Consider the following 23,583-nt stretch of genomic DNA (forward strand, 5'->3'; position numbering starts at 1 on the left):
TGAATTTAAGCGGCAACCAATTAACGACACTGCCAGAAGCGATCGCCCGCCTGCAACAACTCACTTCCCTAGATTTAAGGGACAACCAATTAACGACACTGCCAGAAGCGATCGCCCGCCTGCAACAACTCACTTCCCTAGATTTAAGGGACAACCAATTAACGACACTGCCAGAAGCGATCGCCCACCTGGAAAAACTCACTTCCCTAAATTTAAGGGACAACCCCATCGAAAAGCCACCACCAGAAATTGTTGCAAAAGGTATTAAGGCGATTAGAGATTATTTTCGACAACTGGAAGCAGAAGGCACAGATTATCTGTACGAGGCAAAGTTACTAATAGTTGGCGAAGGAGGAGCAGGGAAGACAACACTGGCGAAGAAAATTGAAGACCAAAATTATCAACTCCGAGAGGAAGACTCCACGAAGGGAATTGAGGTGATCCACTGGAGATTCCCAATGGAAAATGGGCGAGAATTTCGAGTCAACATTTGGGACTTTGGGGGGCAAGAGATTTACCATGCTACTCACCAGTTTTTCCTTACTAAACGTTCTCTCTATGTTTTAGTAGCAGATACTCGTAAAGAAGAGACGGATTTTTATTATTGGCTAAATGTGGTGGAAATGTTGAGCGATAATAGTCCCCTGCTAATCATCAAAAATGAGAAGCAAAACCGCCACAGAGAAATCAATGAACGTGAGTTACGGGGGCAGTTTACTAATTTGAAGGAGACTTTATCAACAAACCTTGCTACCAACAGAGGTTTAGAACAAGTTTTAGAACAAATCAAGCATTATGTTAAAAACCTACCTCACATTGGCAGTCCCCTCCCGAAAACCTGGGTTAGAGTCCGGGAAGCTTTGGAGAGTGACCCACGCAATTACATCAGCTTGGATGAATATTTGAACATCTGCCAACAAAATGGGTTCACTCAAAGAAATGACAAGTTGCGGTTGAGCAGCTATCTGCACGATTTAGGGGTATGCTTGCACTTTCAGGAAGACCCACTTTTGAACAAGACCGTCATCCTCAAACCCAAGTGGGGAACTGATGCAGTCTACAAAGTGCTGGATAATGAAAAAGTGATTCGCAAACTGGGCAGTTTCACATGGTCTGACTTGGCAAACATCTGGTGTGAAGACGAATACGCCCCAATGCATGATGAACTCTTGCGCCTGATGATCAACTTCAAGCTGTGTTACAAAATTCCTGGAAGCCAAGGAAAGTATATTGCCCCACAACTGCTATCTGCTAATCAACCCTCTTATGATTGGAATGAAACCGACAACCTGATTCTGCGTTATGCTTACGAGTTCGTGCCTAAAGGGATTATTACGCAGTTCATTGTCGCTATGCATGAGTTGATTAATGAACAACAATGTGTCTGGAAAAGCGGCGTCGTTTTCAGCAAAGACCAGACAAAGGCAGAGGTAATTGAATATTACCACAGGCGAGAGATTAAGATTCGGATCTCAGGCCGCCACAAAAGAGATTTGATGATCATAGTTACATATCAATTAGATAAAATTCATGCTTCTTACAGGGGACTGAAATACAACAAGTTAATCCCCTGTAATTGTGCCACTTGCAAAAATAATCAAGAACCACATTTTTATCAATTTGAAATTTTACGGCAATTTGTAGTAAATAGACTAGACAGAATTCAATGTCAAAAAAGTTATCAAATGGTTAATGTATTAGGTTTGATTGATGATATTGACGATAGAAGGCTCATGGAAAACAAATCAGATAACATACCTATTTCAATATCATTAAATCAAAATTCTAGTAAATTTAAAAGTTATATCGAGCAAGTAAAACAAGGTGATGATGTGTTATATGAAGCTAAGATACTGATAGTAGGTGAACCAGGCGCAGGTAAGACATCACTGATGAGAAAATTGATAGATCCTAATTATAAAGTAATTCCTAAAATTGAAGAAGCGACTTTAGGAATTAATGTTTATTCTGGCTGGGAATTTCCATATTATAAAGATAAGCTTACTAGTTTTAATGCTAATATATGGGATTTTGGAGGGCAAGAAATTCAGTATACAATACATCAATTCTTTTTAACTAAGTCGTTCATTATATGTGCTAGTAGTAGATGATAGGAAACAGCGTACAGAGTTTGATTATTGGTTCAATATCATTAAAATACTTGGAGGAAATAGCCCTATTTTAGTTGTTTTTAATGAAATAGGATCTTCATCTAGTACTAATTTTGATTTAAACACTTATAGAGAACATTATAAAGAAGTTCTTATTGAACGTTGTGATGTTAATTTAGCGGCTGAAGATGGACGTTTTCAATATTTACTATCCAAAGTACAAGAAATGGTTTGTAAACTAGAACATGTTGGTGATAGACTTCCTATAAAGTGGATACAAGTCCGTGAAGAATTAGAGAAGTTAAAAAAGAATTTTAATTATATTAGGTTAAGTGAGTATTGTGATATTTGTCGAAGTAATGATATTTTAGAAGAATCAGATCATTTATTATTAAGTAGTTATTTACATGATTTAGGAATAATACTTCATTTTCAAAATGATAGTGAATTACATGACTTAGTGTTTCTAAATCCCCAGTGGGTTGCAAATGCAATATATACTGTTTTATCAGATAGAGATTTGCATAATAAGGGAGGTAAATTTAATAAAACATGGCTGTTTAAACGTTGGGATAAGAAAGGTTATATTTATGAGCAAAAAAATATATTATTAAATTTAATGAAAAAGAATAATTTTGATATTTGTTATGAGTTACAATTGCAAGATAAAGATGATAAATATTATATTGCCCCTCAATTGTTACCAATCGAAAAGCCATATTTTAGTTGGAATAATAAAAATAATTTAAACTTTCGTTTTCAATATCCCTTCATGCCAAAAGGCATAATCGTGCAGTTAATTGTGCGCTTATCCACTTACATTGCCCAAGAGAATGGCAGAGATTTAGTATGGCAAAAAGGAGCTATTTTTATAAAAAATGATTTAAACAGAAATCAAGCGTATAGTATCCAAAACATAGACATTACTAAAGCAGAGGTAATAGAGAATTTCAATACAAAAAAAGGACTGAACGTAATCAATATTAGAGTATCAGGATCGCCTCAAGAAAGAAAAGCGTTACTTACTATAATCTTGAAAGAAATAAGAGAAATACATAATAAATTTAAAAATTTAGTTGTGAACGAATTGATTCCTTGTAATTGTCAAATTTGCAACAATAATACTGAACCATTCTTTTATGATTATTATCTTTTATGTAAATATATAAAAAATAAAATCCTTGAAGTTAGATGTGAGGAAAGTACGAAAATGGTAAAAATTTTGTATTTGATAGATGATGTCATCGAGATAAACCAATTAAATCAACCAATTATGAACCCACAAATTTCACCTGCTGAACGTGGAATAGCTCTTGCTATGGCTCTAGCGGTCTTAATAGTCTTTATTGTTCTTGTACTAAACCCACGAGCAATGGAAGGTGGTACTCTAGCAATAATTAGATTTTTAGCAGCCGCATTTGCTGGGATATCAGGTTATTTATTGACAGGTAGTCTTGGTTTAGAAGCATATGTACCTTTAAGCAAAACTAATATTAAAGCTACAGGGGCATTTGCGGCGTTTGTCCTTGTATTACTTCTATTCTTTTATGGAGTCCCAGCATCCGAAAATTCAGATAAACCCAAGCCTATTTCAGATGCGAAGACAACCATCACAGCGATCGCCAGCGTGAATCAACAGAGCGATCGCACTGAAAGATTTACTAATTAAAAGCGATCGCACCACCCCAACATCTTACTGTTCTTCACCTTTCTCCTGAAGGAGCGCTTAAACCACATTTTATTGTTGTTGAAGTGCAAACTTCATATCTGTCAACTCTAATTTTCCGAATAAATACTGTTATTGTACTAATGCCAGTCTTTTTTAGTACTGTAAAACTAGCTTATTTCCTACCAAATCTGACTTAAATCCAAAACAAACCCAGGTAATAACGATTCATCATAAAGTGTCTTAGGGTTATCTAATTTCTCAACCGCAATATTAGGACGATAAATAAAAACTTGGCGTTGTTTTCTATCAATTAACCAACCAAGTTGTGTGCCATTATCAATATACTCTTGCATCTTGTCTTGCAAAATTCGCAAGTTGTCGTTCTCAGAACGCAATTCAATCACAAACTCAGGACAAATTGGTGCAAATTTTTTTCGCAGTTCCAATGGTATGTCTTCCCAGCGATCGCGTTTTATCCACGCTGCATCGGGCGATCGCACTGCACCATTAGGCAAAGTAAACCCACCACTGGAACCAAAGCCTACACCTGTACCATCTTGCTTTGTCCAAATACCCAACTGAACAATAATGTCAAAGTTATGCTGATCGGTTTCGGAACCAGTAGGTGGCATAATCATTAATTCTCCCACAGCATTACGTTCGATACGAAAGTCGGGGTTTAACTGACAAAACTCGTAAAATTGATCTTCGGTTAATGCGATCGCAGGTTGCAATTGCAAAACCATTGGTATAATTTCTGTGACTACAGGTAAATTGGTGGTCATAATTGCTGTTTGGCTACTTCACTTGCTTTCACTATAATCTCTTCACGCTCTAGGCGCTTTGCGAATGCGTCTACATGAATTGCCCTTACCTAAAAATCTATTTCAACTCAATAATGCCAAAATTTTAGGGGTGGTTATGAAACCACCCCTTTATTCTCCTAATATTTAGAATTTATTTGCAGATCCCTTAATGGGAAGTTAATTTACTCAGAAATGTTAATCGAACTTTCAACTTGAGAAGTCGCCAGTGTTGGTGTAGAAAAAATACGCCAGTACAGACTTGATGGTTGTTGATGAGCAATAACTGGTAGAACTTGACGAGCATGGGCGGCTAATTCTACTGCTTTCACATCATAAGTCTGCGTTGCTAATTTTGGATAAAACCCGATTCCGATGATTGGCAGTAGCAAACAAGCGGTAATAAATATTTCGCGGGGTTTGACATCAGATATTACAGCATCCAAGTGCAACTCTTTATTTTGCTCCCCGTAGAACACTTGACGCAGCATCGATAGTAAATAAATCGGTGTCAAAATCACGCCAACTGCTGACAGCAGCACGACTACAACTTTGAAGCTGGAACTGTAAACATCACTGCTGGCGATACCCAGAAACACCATCAACTCACCCACGAAACCACTCATTCCGGGTAAGGCGAGAGAAGCCATTGAACCAATGGTAAATAGAGCAAAGGTTTTGGGCATTACCTTAGCCATACCGCCCATTTTATCCATCATCAAAGTATGGGTGCGATCGTAAGTCACGCCAGACAGGAAGAACAAGCTAGCAGCAATCAACCCGTGGGAAACCATCTGTAACACTGCACCACTGATACCCAGCTCTGTGTAAGAGGCAATCCCAATCAGCACAAACCCCATGTGAGCAATTGAAGAGTAAGCCAAGCGGCGTTTGAGATTGGTTTGAGCAAAGGCACAGCAAGCACCGTAGACAATGTTAACCACACCCAAAACTGCTAACACTGGGGCAAAAGTCACATGGGCATTGGGCAACATTTCTACATTGAAGCGGATCAGAGCATAACCACCCATTTTTAACAACACACCAGCCAAAATCATTGAACCGGGTGCTGATGCTTCACCGTGGGCATCAGGTAGCCAAGTGTGTAAAGGGAAAATCGGCATTTTCACACCGAAGGCAATTAAGAAACCTGCATAAACCAACAATTCCAAGGTTTTGGGGTATTCTTTCATTCCTAGAGTCGCCATATCGAAAGTGACGGTATCTCCAGAGAAGACAAGTGCAAAACCGGCAATCAAGATAAATATTGATGCGGCGGCGGTGTAAAGAATGAATTTGGTAGCGGCATAACGGCGGTTCTGTCCTCCCCAGATGGAAATCAGCAGGTAAACCGGCACTAATTCGATTTCCCACATTAGGAAGAATAACAGCAAATCTTGGGCGACAAATACGCCAAGTTGGGCGCTGTACATCGCTAACATCAAACCATAAAATAATCGCGGCTTGGTGGTAACTTTCCAAGCCGCGAATATTGCGAGGGTATTTATTAAGCCTGTCAGAAGCAGTAAGGGCATCGATAAACCATCAACCCCCACAGCCCAATGCAAACCCAACTGCGTTATCCAAGGATAGTTTTCTATAAGTTGGAGTCTTGAACTCTGGAAGTCGTACTCATACCAAAAGGCATAAATTATTAGTGCAAAGTCAGCGATCGCAACTCCCAGACTATACCACCGAACAGTTCTACCTTCCTTGTCTGGGATCAGGGGGATGGCTAAGGTAGCCACCAAGGGTAAGAGGATTATGGCTGTTAGCCAGGGAAATTCAATAGTATTCATCACTTCTGACAATCAGTTTGCCTTATCACTTTTAGTTTCACTATATTAAGTAATCAATACTTTTGTAAATATTCTTTAACTCTAAAATATTAAATTTTTGACAAAGATAAGAACATATACTCATTGAATGTCAAATTTTCAGGATAAATAAGAATAAATACTTATCGAGTTTTGACGATTCCATTCTAAATGTAAACTTTTGCAACGTCAACAAAAAACGGCAGCTTAAGCCACCGTTACAATACAGTTACATTTCCTGCTTTAGCCGAATTGTCAGGGCTTATGAATTTCGTCGAACAATTGCAGCAAGTCCCAGACTATAAGCACATCCAGGGACGAAGACATGAATTATGGTTGGTATAAAAAATTAGTGAGATGGCGATCGTACAGCAATTAATATCCGAAGTCTAAGATGGGCTACCTTATGCACTTTGACGTAAACTTTCTCGATCTCGAAGATTTATCATACTAATTCAGTGTCTTTCACTGCCAAAAACTCATGTAATTCTTCTATAGTGAGTGAAGTATGGTAAAGATTAGGTTCGATTTTATAAACTTCGACAAAAGAGGCGATCGCTTCATTAAGTTGCTTGATCGCTGCTTCTTGATTTATCCCTTGTCCTACCAGTCATTTTCTAAGTATAAAGCAACCCAATAACCCGCACTCTTTCGCAAAACTGTTGTGTAGAAGTCCATAAATGTTTTCTAATGCAGTATTTCAATTCTGTGGTCACTTTATCTTTTGAAAATATTATTTGCTGGGAATCTGCGGAGTCATCGCATTGGAGAATTTAGAAGTGCAAACACGGCTTAATCTTAAGAAAATATTTAGGTATTAAATATAACTTGTTTTTACGTGTAGCTTTGTACTACAAATTAAGTTTGTTAAATACTGAATATGAGCATTACACCTCGCGGAATGAGCGTTACAGAAGCTTATCGGCTCTATCGCTCAGGTAGTTTATTAGTAAATAGAAAGTATTAAAGAAAGCTTGTATGGACGGTTTCAGAAAAAGAAAAACTAATTGGAAGTATTTTAAAAGGATATCCTATCCCATTGATTTTATTAGCAGAACGCCCTCAGATACACGGTAGTGGCAAATATGAAATTATTGATGGAATGCAACGTCTTAATGCAATTTTTAGTTTTATCGAAAATTCGTTTAGTTTTGATAATGAATATTTTGATATCGATGAATTTTCTTATGCTAAACAATTAGCAATTGATAGTATTCTGAAAATTCCAATTAACAAAAAAGATGATAAAAAACAAGCAATAAAGTTGCTATCTGGAAAAGAATGTGCCGATATTTTAGATTATCAACTTGCAATAACGGTATATACTGCAATGGCAGAAGAAGACATTACAGAAGTATTTGGTCGTATTAATTCTAGTGGTAAACACTTAAGTAGCCAAGAAAAAAGACAAGCGGGTGTAACAACTGCATTTGCAGAATTAGTGAGAACAATCTCTATGGAGTTGCGTGGAGATGTTTCAGATAAAGTATTACGTCTTACAGATATGCCAGAAATAAGTATTGATTCACAAAAAAGTAATCAAGGTTATAAAATTAAAGCTGAAGATACAATATGGTGTAAACAAGGAGCCTTAACTGCAAAACTACTTCGTGAAAGCGAAGACGAACAAATGATAGCTGATATTATAGCTTCTATTTTACTCAATGAACCTTTACCAGTAAGTACCGAACGTTTAGATAGTTTATATGACTTGAGTGGAAAATATTCTCAAGTTTTAGATAGTGCCTTAGCAACCTATGGATTCAAAAAATTAACTCAGGATATAATCACTACATTTGCAGTAATGCGAGAAACAATAGAAGCCTATAGTTCAGAACCTAAGTCTTTACTGCGTGTTGTCAATCCAAATAGTAATAATCCTATCAGAACGGCATTTTACACTATTTTAATGGCTTTTTTCGACCTAGTTATTCGTAAAGAACTTTCTCCTGTTAATCCAGAAGGTATAATGAATGGTCTCCGAGGACTTCAGAGAAAGTTGGATTTAAGTAGTCACTACACAACAACAGAAGACCGTAAGAGCAACATTAAGCAAACTATAGGTCTAATTCAAGATTGTTTTGCTAAAAAAGAACCATCTGCTTTAGGACATGGCGTTGAACTTGTACTTGATCTTGAAAATTCTTTGCGTCGTTCTCGTATAGAAACTTCAAGGTATGAATGTAAGCAAGGGTTACTCGATTTATCTCCAAAAAGAAACCTAAATAAAGATTTACTAGAAAGAATTGTTGAAACTATATGTGGAATAGCAAACTTAGGGTCAGATAGCGATGGATATATTCATATTGGAGTTACTGACTCTCAAAAAGATGCTGATAAAATCGAAATACAAGATAAGGTAAGACCTATTGAAATTAATGGAAGATATGTTGTAGGAATTGATAGAGAAGCAAAGTTATAAAAACAAACTATCGAGCAATATGTGAGATTATTGACGAATACGATTCAGAATTCTGCTCTTACAGAAACATTAAAGACGCAGGTACTAACTAAGTTTGATACGATATCATATAAAGGTCATTCAGTCATTAGGATTACTATCCCGGTACAAACTGAAGTTTCATTTCTTGGAGAAAAAGCCTTCACGAGGAAAGACTCATCTACAGTTGAGATACAAGGACGTGATTTAATAGCTATTTCTAAGCTTTTTCAAAAATAATTGATTTGAAAGGTGGGCATTGCCCACCAAACTTTAATTATCTACTAAAACTACTAGCTGGCATACCCAAAATATCCTCAATCTTAGGCATATCTTCCAGCGCAATCACTCTTCCTTCATCCTCAAAACCGACGATTTGATCAAAGTTCAAATAGCGATACAAATCATCTGCAAAAGGATGAATTCTCCTCGCCACAATGTCCAAATATTCCTGCACTGTTGGAAGCCGTCCCAGCAAGGCACAAACTGCGGCTAATTCTGCTGAACCAAGATACACTCGCGCATCTTTACCCATGCGATTATTGAAGTTGCGAGTAGAGGTAGAAAACACTGTTGTCCCATCAGCAACTCGCGCCTGATTTCCCATGCACAAGCTGCATCCTGGTATTTCTGTCCGCGCACCCGCAGCCCCAAAAATGCTGTATACACCTTCTTCTTTTAATTGGTGTTCATCCATGCGCGTTGGTGGTGAAATCCACAGGCGAGTTTTCACTTCACCTGCGCCTTCCAAAACTTTCGCTGTTGCCCGATAATGACCAATATTCGTCATACATGAACCAACGAATACTTCTTGCACTGGATCGTTAGCAACTTCCGATAATAATTTCACATTATCGGGGTCATTGGGAGCAGCAACAATTGGTTCTTTGATTTCGTTCAAATCAATTTCAATTATTTCGGCATACTCCGCATCAGCATCGCCTTCTAATAACACGGGATTTGCTAACCATTCTTCCATCTTGGCCACACGGCGCAGCATGGTACGCGGATCGTGATAGCCGCGTGCGATCATATTTTTCAGCAGCGCAACGTTAGAACGCAGATATTCCGAAATTGTCTCTACACTCAACTTAATTGTGCATCCGGCACAAGAACGTTCGGCACTAGCATCGGTGAGTTCAAAGGCTTGTTCAACTTTTAAATCTGGCAAACCTTCTATTTCCAGAATTCGCCCGGAGAAAACGTTTTTCTTATTCTGCTTGTCTGCTGTTAGCAAACCTTTTTGAATTGCCACGTAGGGAATGGCATTCACGACATCTCGCAGGGTGACACCTGGTTGCAACTCACCTTTAAATCTTACTAAAACTGACTCTGGCATATCTAAAGGCATGACACCCAAGGCGGCTGCAAAGGCTACCAACCCAGAACCGGCGGGGAAAGAAATACCCAAGGGGAAGCGGGTGTGAGAGTCGCCGCCAGTTCCTACGGTGTCGGATAGCAGCATCCGGTTTAACCAAGAGTGGATGATACCATCACCGGGACGGAGGGCGACACCGCCACGAGAAGCAAAGAAATCGGGGAGTTCGTGATGGGTTTTGATGTCTACTGGTTTGGGATAAGCTGCTGTGTGGCAAAAACTCTGAATCACTAAGTCTGCACTGAAACCAAGACAGGCGAGTTCTTTCAATTCGTCGCGGGTCATGGGGCCTGTGGTATCTTGAGAACCAACAGTAGTAATGATCGGTTCGCAGGATGTGCCGGGACGCACACCAGGTAATCCACAAGCTTTACCTACCATTTTCTGTGCTAGACTGTAGCCTTTGCCTGTATCAAAGGCTTGCTGGGGACGGGTAAAGACAGTGCTGGGTTCTAAACCAAGTGCAAGACGAGTTTTGTCGGTGAGGGTACGTCCGATAAGTAGGGGGATGCGTCCACCTGCGCGGACTTCATCGAGGATGGTATCAGGTTTGAGGGCGAAGGTGGAAATGATTTCGCCTGCTTCATTGGTGATTTCGCCTTTGTAGGGATGGATGGTAATTACCATGCCGGTTTCTAGTTTGGTGACATCGCACTGAATAGGCAAAGCACCGGCATCTTCTGCTGTGTTAAAGAAGATAGGCGCGATCGCACCACCTAAAACATAACCCCCAGCGCGTTTGTTTGGCACAAAAGGTATATCATTTCCCATGTGCCACAATACTGAGTTGATGGCAGATTTACGCGAGGAACCTGTACCAACTACATCCCCCACGTAAGCTACAGGATGCCCTTTTGTCTTCAACTCGGCAATGGTTTTCAAACTTCCCGGTTGCCGTGACTCTAACATCACTAAGGCGTGTAAGGGAATATCTGGGCGAGTTGTGGCGCTTTGGGCGGGCGATAAATCGTCGGTATTGGTTTCGCCAGGAACTTTAAAAACGGTAACAGTAATCGCTTCTTTTACTGTGGGGCGAGTGGTAAACCATTCAGCTTCCGCCCAAGAGTCAATCACCCGCTTGGCGAAAGGATTGGTTTTAGACAACTGTAAAACATCATGGAAGGCGTCATACACCAAAAGGATTTTGCTTAAGGCGTTGGCGGCATAAGCGGCGATGGGTTCCTTTCCTTGTCCACCCATCACTAGAGGTGTTTCAGATGAGTCTGAGACAGATACGGTGGGCCATTGCAGCAGTTCGATTAAAGATTGTACGTTGTAACCACCTATCATGGTTCCTAACAATTGCACCGCTTCTATGCGCGAAACCAAGGGACTGGTGATTTCCTTTTTGGCAATCGCGGTGAGAAATCCAGCTTTGACATAAGCTGCTGGATCAACACCAGGAGAAATGCGATCGCTTAATAAATGCAATAATATATCCTCTTGACCCTTTGGCGGATTTTTCAGTAATTCACATAATTCTGAGGTTTGCTTCGCATCCAATGGTAAAGGGGGAATACCGAGTGCTGCTCTTTGGGCAACGTGTTTACGATATGATTCCAGCATTTTTATGTTCTCCATTGGGATGTTCTACCTTTAATTATGAAATATTTTTAGGTAATACTTGGCTATAAAAGTTTAGCTTACTTTTATTACTAAAAGCCTTACTAGCAATCGGTTTTTTGCATTTTTTTTATACTTAAAGTTTAGTTTTTGTCAACCGAAGATTTTTACACTTTGATAGAATACGAGCAACACTGAACAGGGTTGCTGTATCCGAGTTACTTAAAAATTAATTAATCCAAATTGGCGGTGATTAGTTGAGTAGGTACAGAACTCCATCCCCAACCCCCTAAGAGGAAGCAAGGAGCTTGCTCTGATTAACTTATTTGATTATGAAAAGCTGTAATGATTTATCTTTATTATTGGTTTAACCAAGTTTCTAAATCAGCAACGCTAGAGAAGTCTAATAATGCTTCTCCTAAATTCTCTAATTGTTCAATCGATAAACTTTGGACTCGCTCAATTAATGATGCATCAATTTCACTAATACGGCGATTGAGTTGACGTATAACTAAACGTTGTTCTCCTTGTTTATTTCCTTCTCGTATAGCTTGTTCTTTGTCTTTTTGATAAAGTGGTTCTAGTCGCATAATTAACTCCCTATCATCTGCTTCTAATTCTTGATTTACTCTCAAGTTTTCGGTTAATGCAAAGTCTTATTATATAGCAGTCCTGAATCATTGGTGATGAAATAGATCCCCGATTTTTTTGAAAAGTCGGGGATCTGGATACCTTAAATTTTCACAGATACCATTCTAAAAAAGTTAAAAGCGGATTCTATAAGCCTTTTGACTTTTGCCTAGTGATACTAAGCGGTTATTGGATTTTCATCTGATATTTTATTTGTGTTAGATTTCAAGCGTGTCAATCTGCTTTTACGGATACGTTCGCTGTCTATAACGCCACCTGCAAGTTCATATTCATTGCTGTTTTTGCCGTACTTGAAACTAACCCCAGTCAGCATTTTATCTGAAACCTGACTTAAGGTTTTTTCCATCTCATCCAGCTTTTTTCTAGAAGAGTCAATCATAGCTATAGCAGCGTTATAATCATCAAGCATATTGTGAAATTTATCTATTAATTGAGTCAGGTTTTGCAAGTTGTAAGTATCATCAAAATTGATATTTGGATCGATAGCTTTCAGTCCGGCAACTCTAAACTCAGCTTTTTATAGAATCCGGGAACTACGTTTTCTTCGAGACATAAATTTACACCTTTAAAAGCTTTACAAAGCTATTTTGTCTCAATTAACCTGTATTCTAGTTCAGCAAAAAGCGCATTTTTTTTAACAAAGCTTTTTATCTATATCCGTGATTTATCGGAATTTAATCACCAAAAGCATTTTCAGCAAAATAATATCATGTTTAAGTTGCACGAAAACTACAATGTTGTTGTATGAGCGTAGGCATAGCCCGTCGTAGACATCGCACTTTTACTTCTATAGCGGTTCTAGTTTGGATGCAATACACAATAGGGCACAGAAAAAGCTCATTGGTGTCAACTTAACGTGAAACCCTTGTCAAGACGTGAAATTGAGTTCATTTATTTACCATTACTTACCGCGTCACCCAACCCCGGTTTTGTCTAAAGCCAAAACCGTCCCTCCTCTTGGTAAGGTAAAACTACGGTGTATATACAAGTCTCTTATAGTTTACTCACTGAGTTTTCGTGCAGTTTTACCCCACCCTAACCCTCCCCGTATGTATTGGGGAGGGAACTAGATTTCCTGTTTCCCCCCTTTATAAGGGGTAATTCGACTTTTGTGTATACTGTAGCTTGGTAAGGGGAAGGGTTGGGGGTGCGGTAAAACGTCTATTGGGTAAGCATTTCAGCTTAAGTTGACACCAATGAGCATTGCTGTGCCCCTACAAATGGTCTGTATTCCATGCAATTGAAAACCGCTATCAGCCATCGCTTTAACCTTAAGGCTTAATGTTGTAACCTTAAGGCTTAATGTTGTAACCTTAAGGCTTCATGTTCTAGCTTCAAGGCTTAATATTATGATCTTAAGGCTTGATGTTCTAACCTTAAGAGTTAAAATTATAACATTTTCTCAAAAGTTTGTTGGTGAGTGCATTATAGCAAGCAGCCCCGTTGGGGAAGTCAAAAGTCAAAAGTCAAAAGTCAAAAATAATAATTGAGTTTTGGTATACTTTTTACTATGAGTAATTATATCCCCATTCCTGATAGAGATTTGAGTTTGCTGTGAGAATAACAAAGCTTTGCTCTTATTTAGATAAACAACCAGGAACACCAAAATTATTAGCTGCTCAGTTATTCAGCTCGGGGACATCAATTGGTGCAATTATTGAAGAATCTCAGTCTGCTGAAAGTAATAGGGATTTTATCAGCAAGCAATCAATAGCTCTGAAAGAGGCAAAAGAAACAAGATACTGATTGAAGCTGTTAATTAAATCAGAAATGATGAGTGAGGCACAAGTTAAAAATATTTTAGATGAGTGTGAACAATTAATTAAAATTATTGACAAATCAATTGTAACGACTAAAGCAAAGTTAGGAAAATAAACCTTTGACTTTTCACTTTTGACTTTTGACTTCCCGTCAGGGCGTGTTACAGTTTACAAGTCTTGATGCGAGAGAAGAGACTCCAACACTCCCTCAACCTCCTCTCTCCCCCCAACAATACGATCCCACCAATTTGCCCCTTATCTTTCAGATCATTCCATAATCCCTTCAATCCCTCCTGCCCTTGGCGAGATATCCTAAGCCACCCATTCAAGGGGAGATGTCCTCTCGAAGATGAGGTAGTTACATTTGAATCAAAAATCCACTCTTGTTGCACTCTCCATCCTACGCGATCGCCAAACTTTTCCCAGGCTTCTCTGTAATACTGGCCGTCAGCTTTACCGCCAACGCTCAAGTAAATTTCCTTCTGGACGCTGAAGCCAAAGTTTCCACTGCTGTATTTTACCCACAGTCGGTCAATTGTGCGTAAGTCAGTGCAAGGAAAATTTAAGAGTTCGTCTGGGGTGAACAAGTCGCCATCTTCTTTACCTACAGCCCGAATCATCACCAGATAGGTTTCTTCATCGGCTTCTTCCCAGTGTTTTGCTGCTAATAAGTCGCGTAGTCTGGTGTAGTCGATGCCTTTTATTGAGGTTAGGTTATCTGTAGCAGTTGGTGGTTGAATAGTAGAATTGTAGTCAATGCTTTTTTCTGAGGTTAAGGCATTGACTGTTTCTGTTTCTCCTAACACTACACCAGCTTGTTTTAGTGCTTGAACAATTTTATTAATAACATTCTCAAGACCCTTGGAAGTATTCGCCGCTAATTTGTCAGCAAGAGTTGGAGAAAAATCTAAAACTTCCTTGTATGTAACTTTATGCCATATTGGAAGTATTACTTTTCCATACTGCGATTCTCTCTGCACCAGCCCTTGTAACTCCCACTGCGGCCAATGTTTTTCGATAAATTTTGGGCTAATAACAATTAGCCCAAATCTAGATTCTTTCAGTCCTTTATCAATTGAGCGACTTAAGCTATCTCCCATCGTCAGAGAAAATTCATCATACCAAATACGATAGCCTTTTTCTTGTAGCTTTTCTGCTAGTGGTCTCACAAAATCATCTTTATCTTCACTTGCATGGCTGATAAAGATATCATGCTTATAATTAGACTGTTCCACTTATTAATCCTCCACGCCTGCAATTTTTGCCAACGCCTTGGCGTAATCTTCCAACCCACCGCGCAAAACTTCCAACTCACTTCGCAACTTGGGTTCCTCCGACCAACTCTGCTCATGTTCCTTGGGACTCACCCCCAAAGGTCGTCTAGCTTCCCACGCTTGCAACAACGGATGCCATTTAGCTAAAAACGGCCTTAACCCATTATTCAACACTGCGATCGCAATTCCCCCCACTGAATCACGAGAAGCACCTACATCCGGCCCGGCGGCTTTGAGAACTTCGCGGGTAGTGCCAAATAAACTATAAAGAGAGTTCATCGCTTCTCGTACCAAACCCTGGTCAACTTCTAATGGTTGCACAGCAATGCGCGTTACCAATTCCACATAAAGCGACCAAGCGGCTTTCCGTTCTGTGGGGTCAACTTTCCAAGCCATCGAACCAATGCCAAAAGGCAGACTTACAGATACAGTCTCTAAAGAAACGCGATCGCGCATATTGATAGTAAGCAAATTTAACTAATTTATTTGCGTTTACTATAGTAAAATAGCTCATCATAGCTGCAAAATCAGCCATCTATCATACATATTGTCGCAGCAACGGGTGCGATCGCATTCTGCATTGATCAATGATAACGCGATCGGGCATTTGGGAAAATTTCAACATGGAAGTTCAACCAAAAGAAATCAGGAATTATTTAAGATTTGATCGTATAGATATTTTTTCTGAGTGGTTTGATTCTCTGCGGGATAGAAAAGTAAAGGCTGCCTCTTCAGGAAAGTCAAAATTCAAAATTCAAAATTCAAAATTAATAATCCCCATAAATAAATTTAGGGGCTTGTATCCTTTTGTTTTTCGGTCAACAATTATTATTCTTTTGTGTGGTGGCGATAAAAGCACTCAAGATAAAGATATTGCTAAAGCCAAGGAATATTGGAAAGACTACAGGAGTAGGGATGATGCCTAGAAGTACCAGCTATCACGAAAAACTAATACAAGACCTTCAAGATCCCCTAGAAGCAGCAGCTTATATTGAAGTTGTTTTAGAAGAAGGCGACCCGAAAATGTTAAGTAAGGCACTGAAAAATATCATAAAAGCGCAGGGGGAAATTGATAAATTTTCTGCACAAGTCAAGGAACTTTACAATAAACTTGACCAAATGCTATTAGAGAAAGGCGAAATTGAATTTTATAATTTAAATTCTTTGTTGGATGCTTTGGGGTTACAGTTAGCAGTAACAGTGAAGTCTTAATACAGGGCGATCGCACATAACTATAAATCAGCAACCCCTATGATAGTAATTACATCTGTGCATCCATCTGCAACCGTTCATCTGATCATCTTACCCTTAGCCCCAAGAAAGTCATGTCAGTTGGCCAAGAATTAGAACCAGCAAAAGATATAATATTTCCACCAGGAGATATCTACAGTGACGAACCTCCATTGGAAAGCGATTTACATCTGCGCCAAATTATTCTGTTATTACAATGCTTAGAATTGTGGTGGCAAAACCGTAATGACTTTTATGCGGCGGGAAATTTGACAATTTATTACAGCCAACGTCAACTTAAATCAGAAGAATTTCGCGGCCCAGACTTTTTTGTGGTGTTAGGATGCGAAAAAAAACCGCGCAAAATTTGGGTGATTTGGCAAGAAGATGGTAAATATCCGAATATCATTGTCGAGTTGCTTTCGCCTTCCACAAAAGCTACAGACAAAGGCTTAAAAAAACAAATCTATCAAGATATCTTTCGCACACCGGAGTATTTTTGGTTTGACCCGGATAATTTAGAATTTGTGGGGTTTCATTTAGTAGACGCTCATTACCAACCAATAGAACCGAACCCCCAAGGTTGGTTATGGAGTCAGCAGTTAGATTTATATTTGGGTGTGCAGGATAATCAATTACGCTATTTTACGGCACAAGGACAGTTAGTGCCGACACCGCAAGAATTGGCTGAACAAGAAAAGCAGCATGCTGACGAAGAAAAACAGCGTGCTGAACAGGAAAAGCAACGCGCAGAATGCCTAGCCGCTAAGTTGCGAGAATTAAATATTGACCCGGATCTTCTATAAAAGATGTAGCTTTGAAGCGAGTGACTAAGTTGAGAATTTTGATAGTAAGTGAGTTGGAAATGATGTAGTCAACAGCGATCGCTTTAACCTTAAGGCTTCATGGTGTAACCTTAAGCCTTAATGTTCTAGCTTTAAGGCTTAATCATATAACCTTAAGGCTTCATCTTGTAACCTTAAGGCTTAATCTTCTAGCCTTAAGGCTTCATGTTATAACCTTAAGGCTTAATGATGTAACCTTAAGAATCAACCTTATAACATTAATGACCAAAGTTTGATTTGGGTGCTATTGGGGAGGACGTTGCAAGAATGTGCCGCTAGATATCGCCAGTTTTGTAAGAAATATCGCCCAAAGCCAAAGCTAGAAAAATAAACTTTTGACTTTTGACTTTTGATTTTTGACTTCCCGTTAGGGAGGGGTAGTCGTTTTTTACCATCTTTGAAGAAGAAAGGTAAGAAGAAGTCACGCCCGACAGATGAGTTTACCGTGGGACAAGCAGAGAGTAACTGAAGATACTGAGGTGCAGGAGGTAGCATAAAATTTTATTGAGGCGAACTGTTATAACCCCGCAGTGCCAGGTATCGTAATTATGAAATGTTGATTCTACCGTGTATTAGGGGTAGGTAATAAATCTTTATAAATGTTTGAAAGCTTTAAATGTTACACTTTACAAGTCTCAATGCGAAAGAAGAGATACACAACAATATCACCCATTACTGAACCAATAAACGACAACATCGATTCAAACTCTGGAATATTACCCAATTTACCTCTACTACTGTATAAATACGGAAGATGTCCTGGCGTTGATGAGGTATCAAAAGTTACGTTAGTAAATATCCAACGACTATTCACTCTCCATCCTACGTGATCGCCATACTTTTCCCAGGCTTCTTTGTAATACTTGCCATCTGCTTTACCGCTTACGCTCAAGTAAATTTCCTTCTGGACGCTGAAGCCAAAGTGTCCATTGCTGTATTTTACCCATAAGTGGTCAATTGTACCTAAGTCAGTGCAAGGAAAATTTAAGAGTTTGTCTCGATCAAAGTAGTCGCCATCTTTTTTACCTACAGCCTGAATCATCACCCGATAGGTTTCTTTGTCGGCTTCCTTCCAGTTTTTTGCTGCTAGTAGGTCGCGCAGTCTGGTGTAGTCTATGCCTTTTTCAGAGGATAGGTCATCTGTTTTAGCAGGTGGCTGTTCAGGGGGTCTTGTCGGTGGTATAGGCTGAATTATTGGGGATGTCTCCGGGATTTGAATTACTGGTTGCGTTTGTATTACACTTCGACCTCTAATACCACGTATTAAATCTTCTAATGCTTCTTCATCATTTGAACTCTTGAAGTTTATCCAAGCCCATTGATTCAAATAAAATAAATCATCTGGAATATCATCAATCCCAGGAAGTAAGACGGGAATCACGCGAAAACCTTGTACTTTGTTTTTTTTCCGAAAATATTCAATTATTGCACCAAGTTCAAGATGCTCCTGAAAATTACCTAATCCATTTTGACTAATAAAAAAAGCACCTACCTTAGACTGCGAAATCCCTTGGAAGACAACTTTCTGAATATTGTCTCCCGGAAAAATTTGCTCCTTATCTAACCACGGCTTGAGATTGTAAAGCTTGAGTTTTTCAGCAATTGCTCTAACTTCTGGTTTGTCCAAACTATTGTGAGCCAGAAACACATCAAACTGTTCCACTTATCACTCTCCCACGCCAGCAATTTTTGCCAAAGCCTTGGCGTAATCTTCCAACCCACCGCGCAAAACTTCCAACTCACTTCGCAACTTGGGTTCCTCCGACCAACTCTGCTCATGTTCCTTGGGACTCACCCCCAAAGGTCGTCTAGCTTCCCACGCTTGCAACAACGGATGCCATTTAGCTAAAAACGGCCTTAACCCATTATTCAACACTGCGATCGCAATTCCCCCCACTGAATCACGAGAAGCACCTACATCCGGCCCGGCGGCTTTGAGAACTTCGCGGGTAGTGCCAAATAAACTATAAAGAGAGTTCATCGCTTCTCGTACCAAACCCTGGTCAACTTCTAATGGTTGCACAGCAATGCGCGTTACCAATTCCACATAAAGCGACCAAGCGGCTTTCCGTTCTGTGGGGTCAACTTTCCAAGACATCGAACCAATGCCAAAAGGCAGACTTACAGATACAGTTTCTAAAGAAACGCGATCGCGCATATTCATACTAAGCAAATTTAACTAATTTATTTGGGTTTATTATAGTAAAATTGCTCATCATAGCTGCAAAATCACCCTTAAATTATATTGTCGCAGCAACGGGTGCGATCGCATTCTGGATTGATCAATTTTCTGCACAAGTCAAATAGCTTTACAATAAACTTGACCAAATGCTATCAGAAAAAGGCAAAATTGAATTTTATAATTAAATTCTTTGTTGGATGCTTTGGGGTTGCAGTTAGCAGTAACAGTGAAGTCTTAATACAGGGCGATCGCACATAACTATAAATCAGCAACCCCTATGATAGTAATTACATCTGTGCATCCATCTGCAACCGTTCATCTGATCATCTTACCCTTAGCCCCAAGAAAGTCATGTCAGTTGGCCAAGAATTAGAACCAGCAAAAGATATAATATTTCCACCAGGAGATATCTACAGTGACGAACCTCCATTGGAAAGCGATTTACATCTGCGCCAAATTATTCTGTTATTACAATGCTTAGAATTGTGGTGGCAAAACCGTAATGACTTTTATGCGGCGGGAAATTTGACAATTTATTACAGCCAACGTCAACTTAAATCAGAAGAATTTCGCGGCCCAGACTTTTTTGTGGTGTTAGGATGCGAAAAAAAACCGCGCAAAATTTGGGTGATTTGGCAAGAAGATGGTAAATATCCGAATATCATTGTCGAGTTGCTTTCGCCTTCCACAAAAGCTACAGACAAAGGCTTAAAAAAACAAATCTATCAAGATATCTTTCGCACACCGGAGTATTTTTGGTTTGACCCGGATAATTTAGAATTTGTGGGGTTTCATTTAGTAGACGCTCATTACCAACCAATAGAACCGAACCCCCAAGGTTGGTTATGGAGTCAGCAGTTAGATTTATATTTGGGTGTGCAGGATAATCAATTACGCTATTTTACGGCACAAGGACAGTTAGTGCCGACACCGCAAGAATTGGCTGAACAAGAAAAGCAGCATGCTGACGAAGAAAAACAGCGTGCTGAACAGGAAAAGCAACGCGCAGAATGCCTAGCCGCTAAGTTGCGAGAATTAAATATTGACCCGGATCTTCTATAAAAGATGTAGCTTTGAAGCGAGTGACTGAGTTGAGAGTTTTGGTAGTGAGTGAGTTAGAGCTAATGTAGTCAACAGCGATCACTGTAACCTTAAGGCTTAATGTTGTAACCTTAAGGCTTAATGTTCTAGCCCTAAGGCTTAATGTTGTAACTTTAAGGCTTAATGTTGTAATCTTAAGCCTTAATGTTCTAGCTTTAAGGGTTAATCTTATAACCTTAAGACTTAATGTTGTAACCTTAAGAGTCAACCTTATAACATTGATGACCAAAATTTGTTGGTGAGTGCAATCATCGCTACATTATTAATAATACTTTTCACCAGACTTCAATGTTATTTATTCTACTCCAAACAAATTGCGAATTGCGAATTGCGAATTGCGAATTGATTTAGATGTTACAGTTTACAAGTCTCGATGCGAGAGAAGAGACCTAAATCAAAGGACACAGACCCCGACTGGAATGAGAGATAAAGGAGAGAAACAAAATCCACTGGAGCTGGTCCAGCGGGGAGGTGTCCCTTCTGTGCTGAGGTGTCATAAGTAACGTCCCTTGGATCTATCCAACTACTATTCACTCTCCATCCTACGCGATCGCTAAAGTTTTTCCAGGCTTCATCGTAATACTTGCCGTCTGCTTTACCGCCTACGCTCAAGTAAATTTCCTTCTGGACGCTTAAGCCAAAGTGTCCATTACTGTATTCTATCCATAAGCGGTCAACTGTGCGTAAGTCAGTGCAAGGAAAATTTAAGAGTTCGTTTTCCTCAAACCACTCGCCATCTTTTTTACCTACAGCCTGAATCATCACCAGATAGGTTTCTTGGTCGGCTTCTTTCCAGTTTTTTGCTGCTAGTAAGTCGCGCAGTCTGGTGTAATCTATGCCTTTTTCTGAGGCCAGGTTATCAGCTTGAACTTGGGTTATTGGCTTTTCTTGGGTAATCCCCCACACTAGATTGTCTAGCGCTTTAGTATCATCTAATCCATTGGCAAAACTCACCCAATTTAGCTGCTTAAGAAAGTCCAAATCGTCTGGAATTCCTTGCACCTGTGGTAACAAGACGGGAATTACAGGGATATCTGTATCTACAAGTTTAGCCATGAGTGATCGCAATTCCATTATTTGCCATTTTCCTAATCTTGTAGGACCAATGAAAATAGCAGCAGATTTAACACTTTGAATCGCCTTTTGGATCACATCTTGAAATGGCCGTCCCGGTGGAATTTGCTCCTCATCTAACCACGGCTTTAGATTGCGCTGCTTGAGTTCTTGAGCAATTTTTCTAACTTGAGGTTTATCCTCAGTATTGTGAGCAAGAAAAACATCAAATTGTACCATTACTTACTCCTCTACACCAGAAATTTTTGCCAACGCCTTGGCGTAATCTTCCAACCCACCGCGCAAAACTTCCAACTCACTTCGCAACTTGGGTTCCTCCGACCAACTCTGCTCATGTTCCTTGGGACTCACCCCCAAAGGTCGTCTAGCTTCCCACGCTTGCAACAACGGATGCCATTTAGCTAAAAACGGCCTTAACCCATTATTCAACACTGCGATCGCAATTCCCCCCACTGAATCACGAGAAGCACCTACATCCGGCCCGGCGGCTTTGAGAACTTCGCGGGTAGTGCCAAATAAACTATAAAGAGAGTTCATCGCTTCTCGTACCAAACCCTGGTCAACTTCTAATGGTTGCACAGCAATGCGCGTTACCAATTCCACATAAAGCGACCAAGCGGCTTTCCGTTCTGTGGGGTCAACTTTCCAAGCCATCGAACCAATGCCAAAAGGCAGACTTACAGATACAGTCTCTAAAGAAACGCGATGCCTACGGCGGGCTATGCCTACGCGCATATATATTTATAGTAAATTTAACTAATAATTTTAATTATAGTAATTAATGTTACTAGTCTAAAACTTGTTCAGAATTAGTGACTATAATCTCAGTATTTAACCTAAACTTTTATGCTAATATCTAGAGATTTTTAACTAATTCAGATAGAATAATAAATTTGTTCGTTGCATCACCTGACTTTGTATATGCCCAAAACTTACACCGTAGAAATTGATCACCAAGGCGAAATTCATACCTTGCAAGTTCCTGAAGATAAAACAATCTTATCAGTTGCCGATGCTGCTGGTTTGGAACTGCCGAGTTCTTGCAATGCTGGTGTTTGTACAACTTGCGCCGGTCAACTATCTAAGGGAACTGTCGATCAAACTGATGGCATGGGCGTTAGTCCAGATTTACAAAAGCAAGGTTATGTATTGCTTTGTGTTGCCAAACCCCTTTCTGATTTGAAAGTTCAGACGGAAAAAGAAGAAATAGTTTATCAGTTGCAATTTGGTAAAGACTAATAATCAGTAAACAGTTATCAGTATACTGATTGATTATTGATAACTGTTCGCTTGGATTACCAAAAATGATAAATAATATAAGTATTTACTAGCAACTAATATCAGCTATTCTAGAAATTACAAATCAACAGGATTTACCAAAATGACGACTCATTTTATTACCGCAGAAATTGATTTAGAAGAAACTCCCGCAGAATTACTAAAAGCAATTGAAACAGAGTTGAATAAACAAGGCGAACCCCTGCGTTGGGCAATTACCTCTGTAGATGTTGACGAACAAAAAGCTACAGTTGAAGCCGTGGTGACAAAGAGTGCTGAGTGCTGAGTAGTGAGTGCTGAGTTAGAAGTTGAGAGTTGAAAATTGGGAATTGGGAGTTAGTATTTAATGGTTTTTGATTTATAACTCAGCAAGGGCTAAACGCCCTGCTACCGCTAACAGCACTCAA

20 protein-coding genes and 2 pseudogenes are annotated in these 23,583 nt (G+C 39.5%); 10 read left to right on the forward strand and 12 right to left on the reverse strand.

Annotated features, from left to right (window positions below):
• Together HWQ58_RS02605 and HWQ58_RS02610 are read left to right on the forward strand one after the other, a co-directional pair.
• A partial coding sequence (locus tag HWQ58_RS02605) for a COR domain-containing protein (protein WP_292857354.1) occupies positions 1 to 2,111 on the forward strand: 2,111 nt, incomplete at its 5' end.
• Positions 2,095 to 3,780 (forward strand): COR domain-containing protein, encoded by a 1,686-nt coding sequence (locus HWQ58_RS02610; protein ID WP_292857357.1) that lies wholly within the window; start codon positions 2,095 to 2,097, stop codon positions 3,778 to 3,780. The genes HWQ58_RS02605 and HWQ58_RS02610, both read left to right, overlap by 17 nt.
• 179 nt (positions 3,781 to 3,959) lie before the next feature.
• Here HWQ58_RS02610 and HWQ58_RS02615 read toward each other — a convergent pair whose 3' ends face one another.
• Together HWQ58_RS02615 and HWQ58_RS02620 are read right to left on the reverse strand one after the other, a co-directional pair.
• Positions 3,960 to 4,565 (reverse strand): Uma2 family endonuclease, encoded by a 606-nt coding sequence (locus HWQ58_RS02615; protein WP_292857360.1) that lies wholly within the window; start codon positions 4,563 to 4,565, stop codon positions 3,960 to 3,962.
• Positions 4,566 to 4,768: 203 nt separating this feature from the next.
• Entirely contained in the window at positions 4,769 to 6,382 is a 1,614-nt protein-coding gene (locus HWQ58_RS02620; RefSeq protein WP_292857363.1) for an NAD(P)H-quinone oxidoreductase subunit 4, read from the reverse strand.
• Positions 6,383 to 7,379: 997 nt separating this feature from the next.
• On the opposite strand from HWQ58_RS02620, the pseudogene HWQ58_RS02625 reads away from it, so the two are divergent.
• Positions 7,380 to 8,822 (forward strand): annotated as a pseudogene (locus tag HWQ58_RS02625) (DUF262 domain-containing protein); the annotation flags it as partial.
• Positions 8,823 to 9,117: 295 nt separating this feature from the next.
• Here HWQ58_RS02625 and acnB read toward each other — a convergent pair.
• The 3 genes and pseudogenes from acnB to HWQ58_RS02640 all read right to left on the reverse strand — a co-directional run bounded on the left by acnB (position 9,118) and on the right by HWQ58_RS02640 (position 12,841).
• On the reverse strand, positions 9,118 to 11,784 hold the full coding sequence (gene acnB, locus HWQ58_RS02630) for a bifunctional aconitate hydratase 2/2-methylisocitrate dehydratase (RefSeq protein WP_292857525.1): 2,667 nt from the start codon (positions 11,782 to 11,784) through the stop codon (positions 9,118 to 9,120).
• A 356-nt stretch (positions 11,785 to 12,140) separates the two neighbouring features.
• A pseudogene (locus tag HWQ58_RS02635) lies at positions 12,141 to 12,428 on the reverse strand (DUF4351 domain-containing protein); the annotation flags it as partial.
• A gap of 161 nt (positions 12,429 to 12,589) precedes the next feature.
• On the reverse strand, positions 12,590 to 12,841 hold the full coding sequence (locus HWQ58_RS02640; protein WP_366837234.1) for a hypothetical protein: 252 nt from the start codon (positions 12,839 to 12,841) through the stop codon (positions 12,590 to 12,592).
• Between the two features lie 1,145 nt (positions 12,842 to 13,986).
• On the opposite strand from HWQ58_RS02640, the gene HWQ58_RS02645 reads away from it, so the two are divergent.
• A complete protein-coding gene (locus HWQ58_RS02645) occupies positions 13,987 to 14,178 on the forward strand; it encodes a four helix bundle protein (protein ID WP_292857366.1) in 192 nt (63 codons plus the stop codon).
• A gap of 175 nt (positions 14,179 to 14,353) precedes the next feature.
• Here HWQ58_RS02645 and HWQ58_RS02650 read toward each other — a convergent pair whose 3' ends face one another.
• Positions 14,354 to 15,427: a GUN4 domain-containing protein gene (locus HWQ58_RS02650; protein ID WP_292857369.1), complete on the reverse strand. Its 1,074-nt coding sequence runs from the start codon at positions 15,425 to 15,427 to the stop codon at positions 14,354 to 14,356.
• A 3-nt stretch (positions 15,428 to 15,430) separates the two neighbouring features.
• On the reverse strand, positions 15,431 to 15,922 hold the full coding sequence (locus tag HWQ58_RS02655; protein WP_292857530.1) for a hypothetical protein: 492 nt from the start codon (positions 15,920 to 15,922) through the stop codon (positions 15,431 to 15,433).
• A 167-nt stretch (positions 15,923 to 16,089) separates the two neighbouring features.
• Here HWQ58_RS02655 and HWQ58_RS02660 point away from each other — a divergent pair, with 167 nt between their 5' ends.
• The 3 genes from HWQ58_RS02660 to HWQ58_RS02670 all read left to right on the forward strand — a co-directional run bounded on the left by HWQ58_RS02660 (position 16,090) and on the right by HWQ58_RS02670 (position 17,502).
• On the forward strand, positions 16,090 to 16,392 hold the full coding sequence (locus HWQ58_RS02660) for a type II toxin-antitoxin system RelE/ParE family toxin (protein WP_292857372.1): 303 nt from the start codon (positions 16,090 to 16,092) through the stop codon (positions 16,390 to 16,392).
• Positions 16,385 to 16,678 (forward strand): hypothetical protein, encoded by a 294-nt coding sequence (locus tag HWQ58_RS02665; RefSeq protein ID WP_292857533.1) that lies wholly within the window; start codon positions 16,385 to 16,387, stop codon positions 16,676 to 16,678. Before HWQ58_RS02660 ends, HWQ58_RS02665 begins: the two co-directional genes overlap by 8 nt.
• Positions 16,679 to 16,791: 113 nt before the next feature.
• Positions 16,792 to 17,502 carry a Uma2 family endonuclease gene (locus tag HWQ58_RS02670; RefSeq protein ID WP_292857375.1) on the forward strand — a complete coding sequence of 237 codons (711 nt, stop codon included), beginning with the start codon at positions 16,792 to 16,794 and terminating at the stop codon, positions 17,500 to 17,502.
• Between the two features lie 249 nt (positions 17,503 to 17,751).
• Here HWQ58_RS02670 and HWQ58_RS02675 read toward each other — a convergent pair whose 3' ends face one another.
• From HWQ58_RS02675 to HWQ58_RS02685, 3 genes are all read right to left on the reverse strand, one after another.
• Positions 17,752 to 18,036: a hypothetical protein gene (locus HWQ58_RS02675; protein WP_292857378.1), complete on the reverse strand. Its 285-nt coding sequence runs from the start codon at positions 18,034 to 18,036 to the stop codon at positions 17,752 to 17,754.
• A gap of 124 nt (positions 18,037 to 18,160) precedes the next feature.
• Positions 18,161 to 19,204 carry a GUN4 domain-containing protein gene (locus tag HWQ58_RS02680; protein ID WP_292857381.1) on the reverse strand — a complete coding sequence of 348 codons (1,044 nt, stop codon included), beginning with the start codon at positions 19,202 to 19,204 and terminating at the stop codon, positions 18,161 to 18,163.
• Positions 19,205 to 19,207: 3 nt separating this feature from the next.
• Positions 19,208 to 19,699: a hypothetical protein gene (locus HWQ58_RS02685; RefSeq protein WP_292857536.1), complete on the reverse strand. Its 492-nt coding sequence runs from the start codon at positions 19,697 to 19,699 to the stop codon at positions 19,208 to 19,210.
• 375 nt (positions 19,700 to 20,074) lie between these two features.
• Between HWQ58_RS02685 and HWQ58_RS02690 the strand changes: the two genes are divergently transcribed.
• Complete coding sequence (locus tag HWQ58_RS02690) at positions 20,075 to 20,785, forward strand: Uma2 family endonuclease (protein ID WP_292857375.1); 711 nt, start codon at positions 20,075 to 20,077, stop codon at positions 20,783 to 20,785.
• A 393-nt stretch (positions 20,786 to 21,178) separates the two neighbouring features.
• Here HWQ58_RS02690 and HWQ58_RS02695 read toward each other — a convergent pair whose 3' ends face one another.
• Both HWQ58_RS02695 and HWQ58_RS02700 read right to left on the reverse strand, forming a co-directional pair.
• A complete protein-coding gene (locus HWQ58_RS02695) occupies positions 21,179 to 22,117 on the reverse strand; it encodes a GUN4 domain-containing protein (protein WP_292857384.1) in 939 nt (312 codons plus the stop codon).
• A 3-nt stretch (positions 22,118 to 22,120) separates the two neighbouring features.
• The gene (locus HWQ58_RS02700) at positions 22,121 to 22,633 is read right to left on the reverse strand and encodes a hypothetical protein (protein WP_292857387.1); all 513 of its coding nucleotides are present in this window, start codon (positions 22,631 to 22,633) and stop codon (positions 22,121 to 22,123) included.
• Between the two features lie 186 nt (positions 22,634 to 22,819).
• Here HWQ58_RS02700 and HWQ58_RS02705 point away from each other — a divergent pair, with 186 nt between their 5' ends.
• On the forward strand, positions 22,820 to 23,137 hold the full coding sequence (locus tag HWQ58_RS02705) for a 2Fe-2S iron-sulfur cluster-binding protein (protein ID WP_292857390.1): 318 nt from the start codon (positions 22,820 to 22,822) through the stop codon (positions 23,135 to 23,137).
• A gap of 142 nt (positions 23,138 to 23,279) precedes the next feature.
• The gene (locus HWQ58_RS02710) at positions 23,280 to 23,462 is read left to right on the forward strand and encodes a hypothetical protein (protein ID WP_292857393.1); all 183 of its coding nucleotides are present in this window, start codon (positions 23,280 to 23,282) and stop codon (positions 23,460 to 23,462) included.
• Positions 23,463 to 23,583: the final 121 nt, after the last annotated feature.

It is taken from the genome of Nostoc sp. LPT (assembly GCF_017115165.1).
GTDB lineage: Bacteria > Cyanobacteriota > Cyanobacteriia > Cyanobacteriales > Nostocaceae > Nostoc.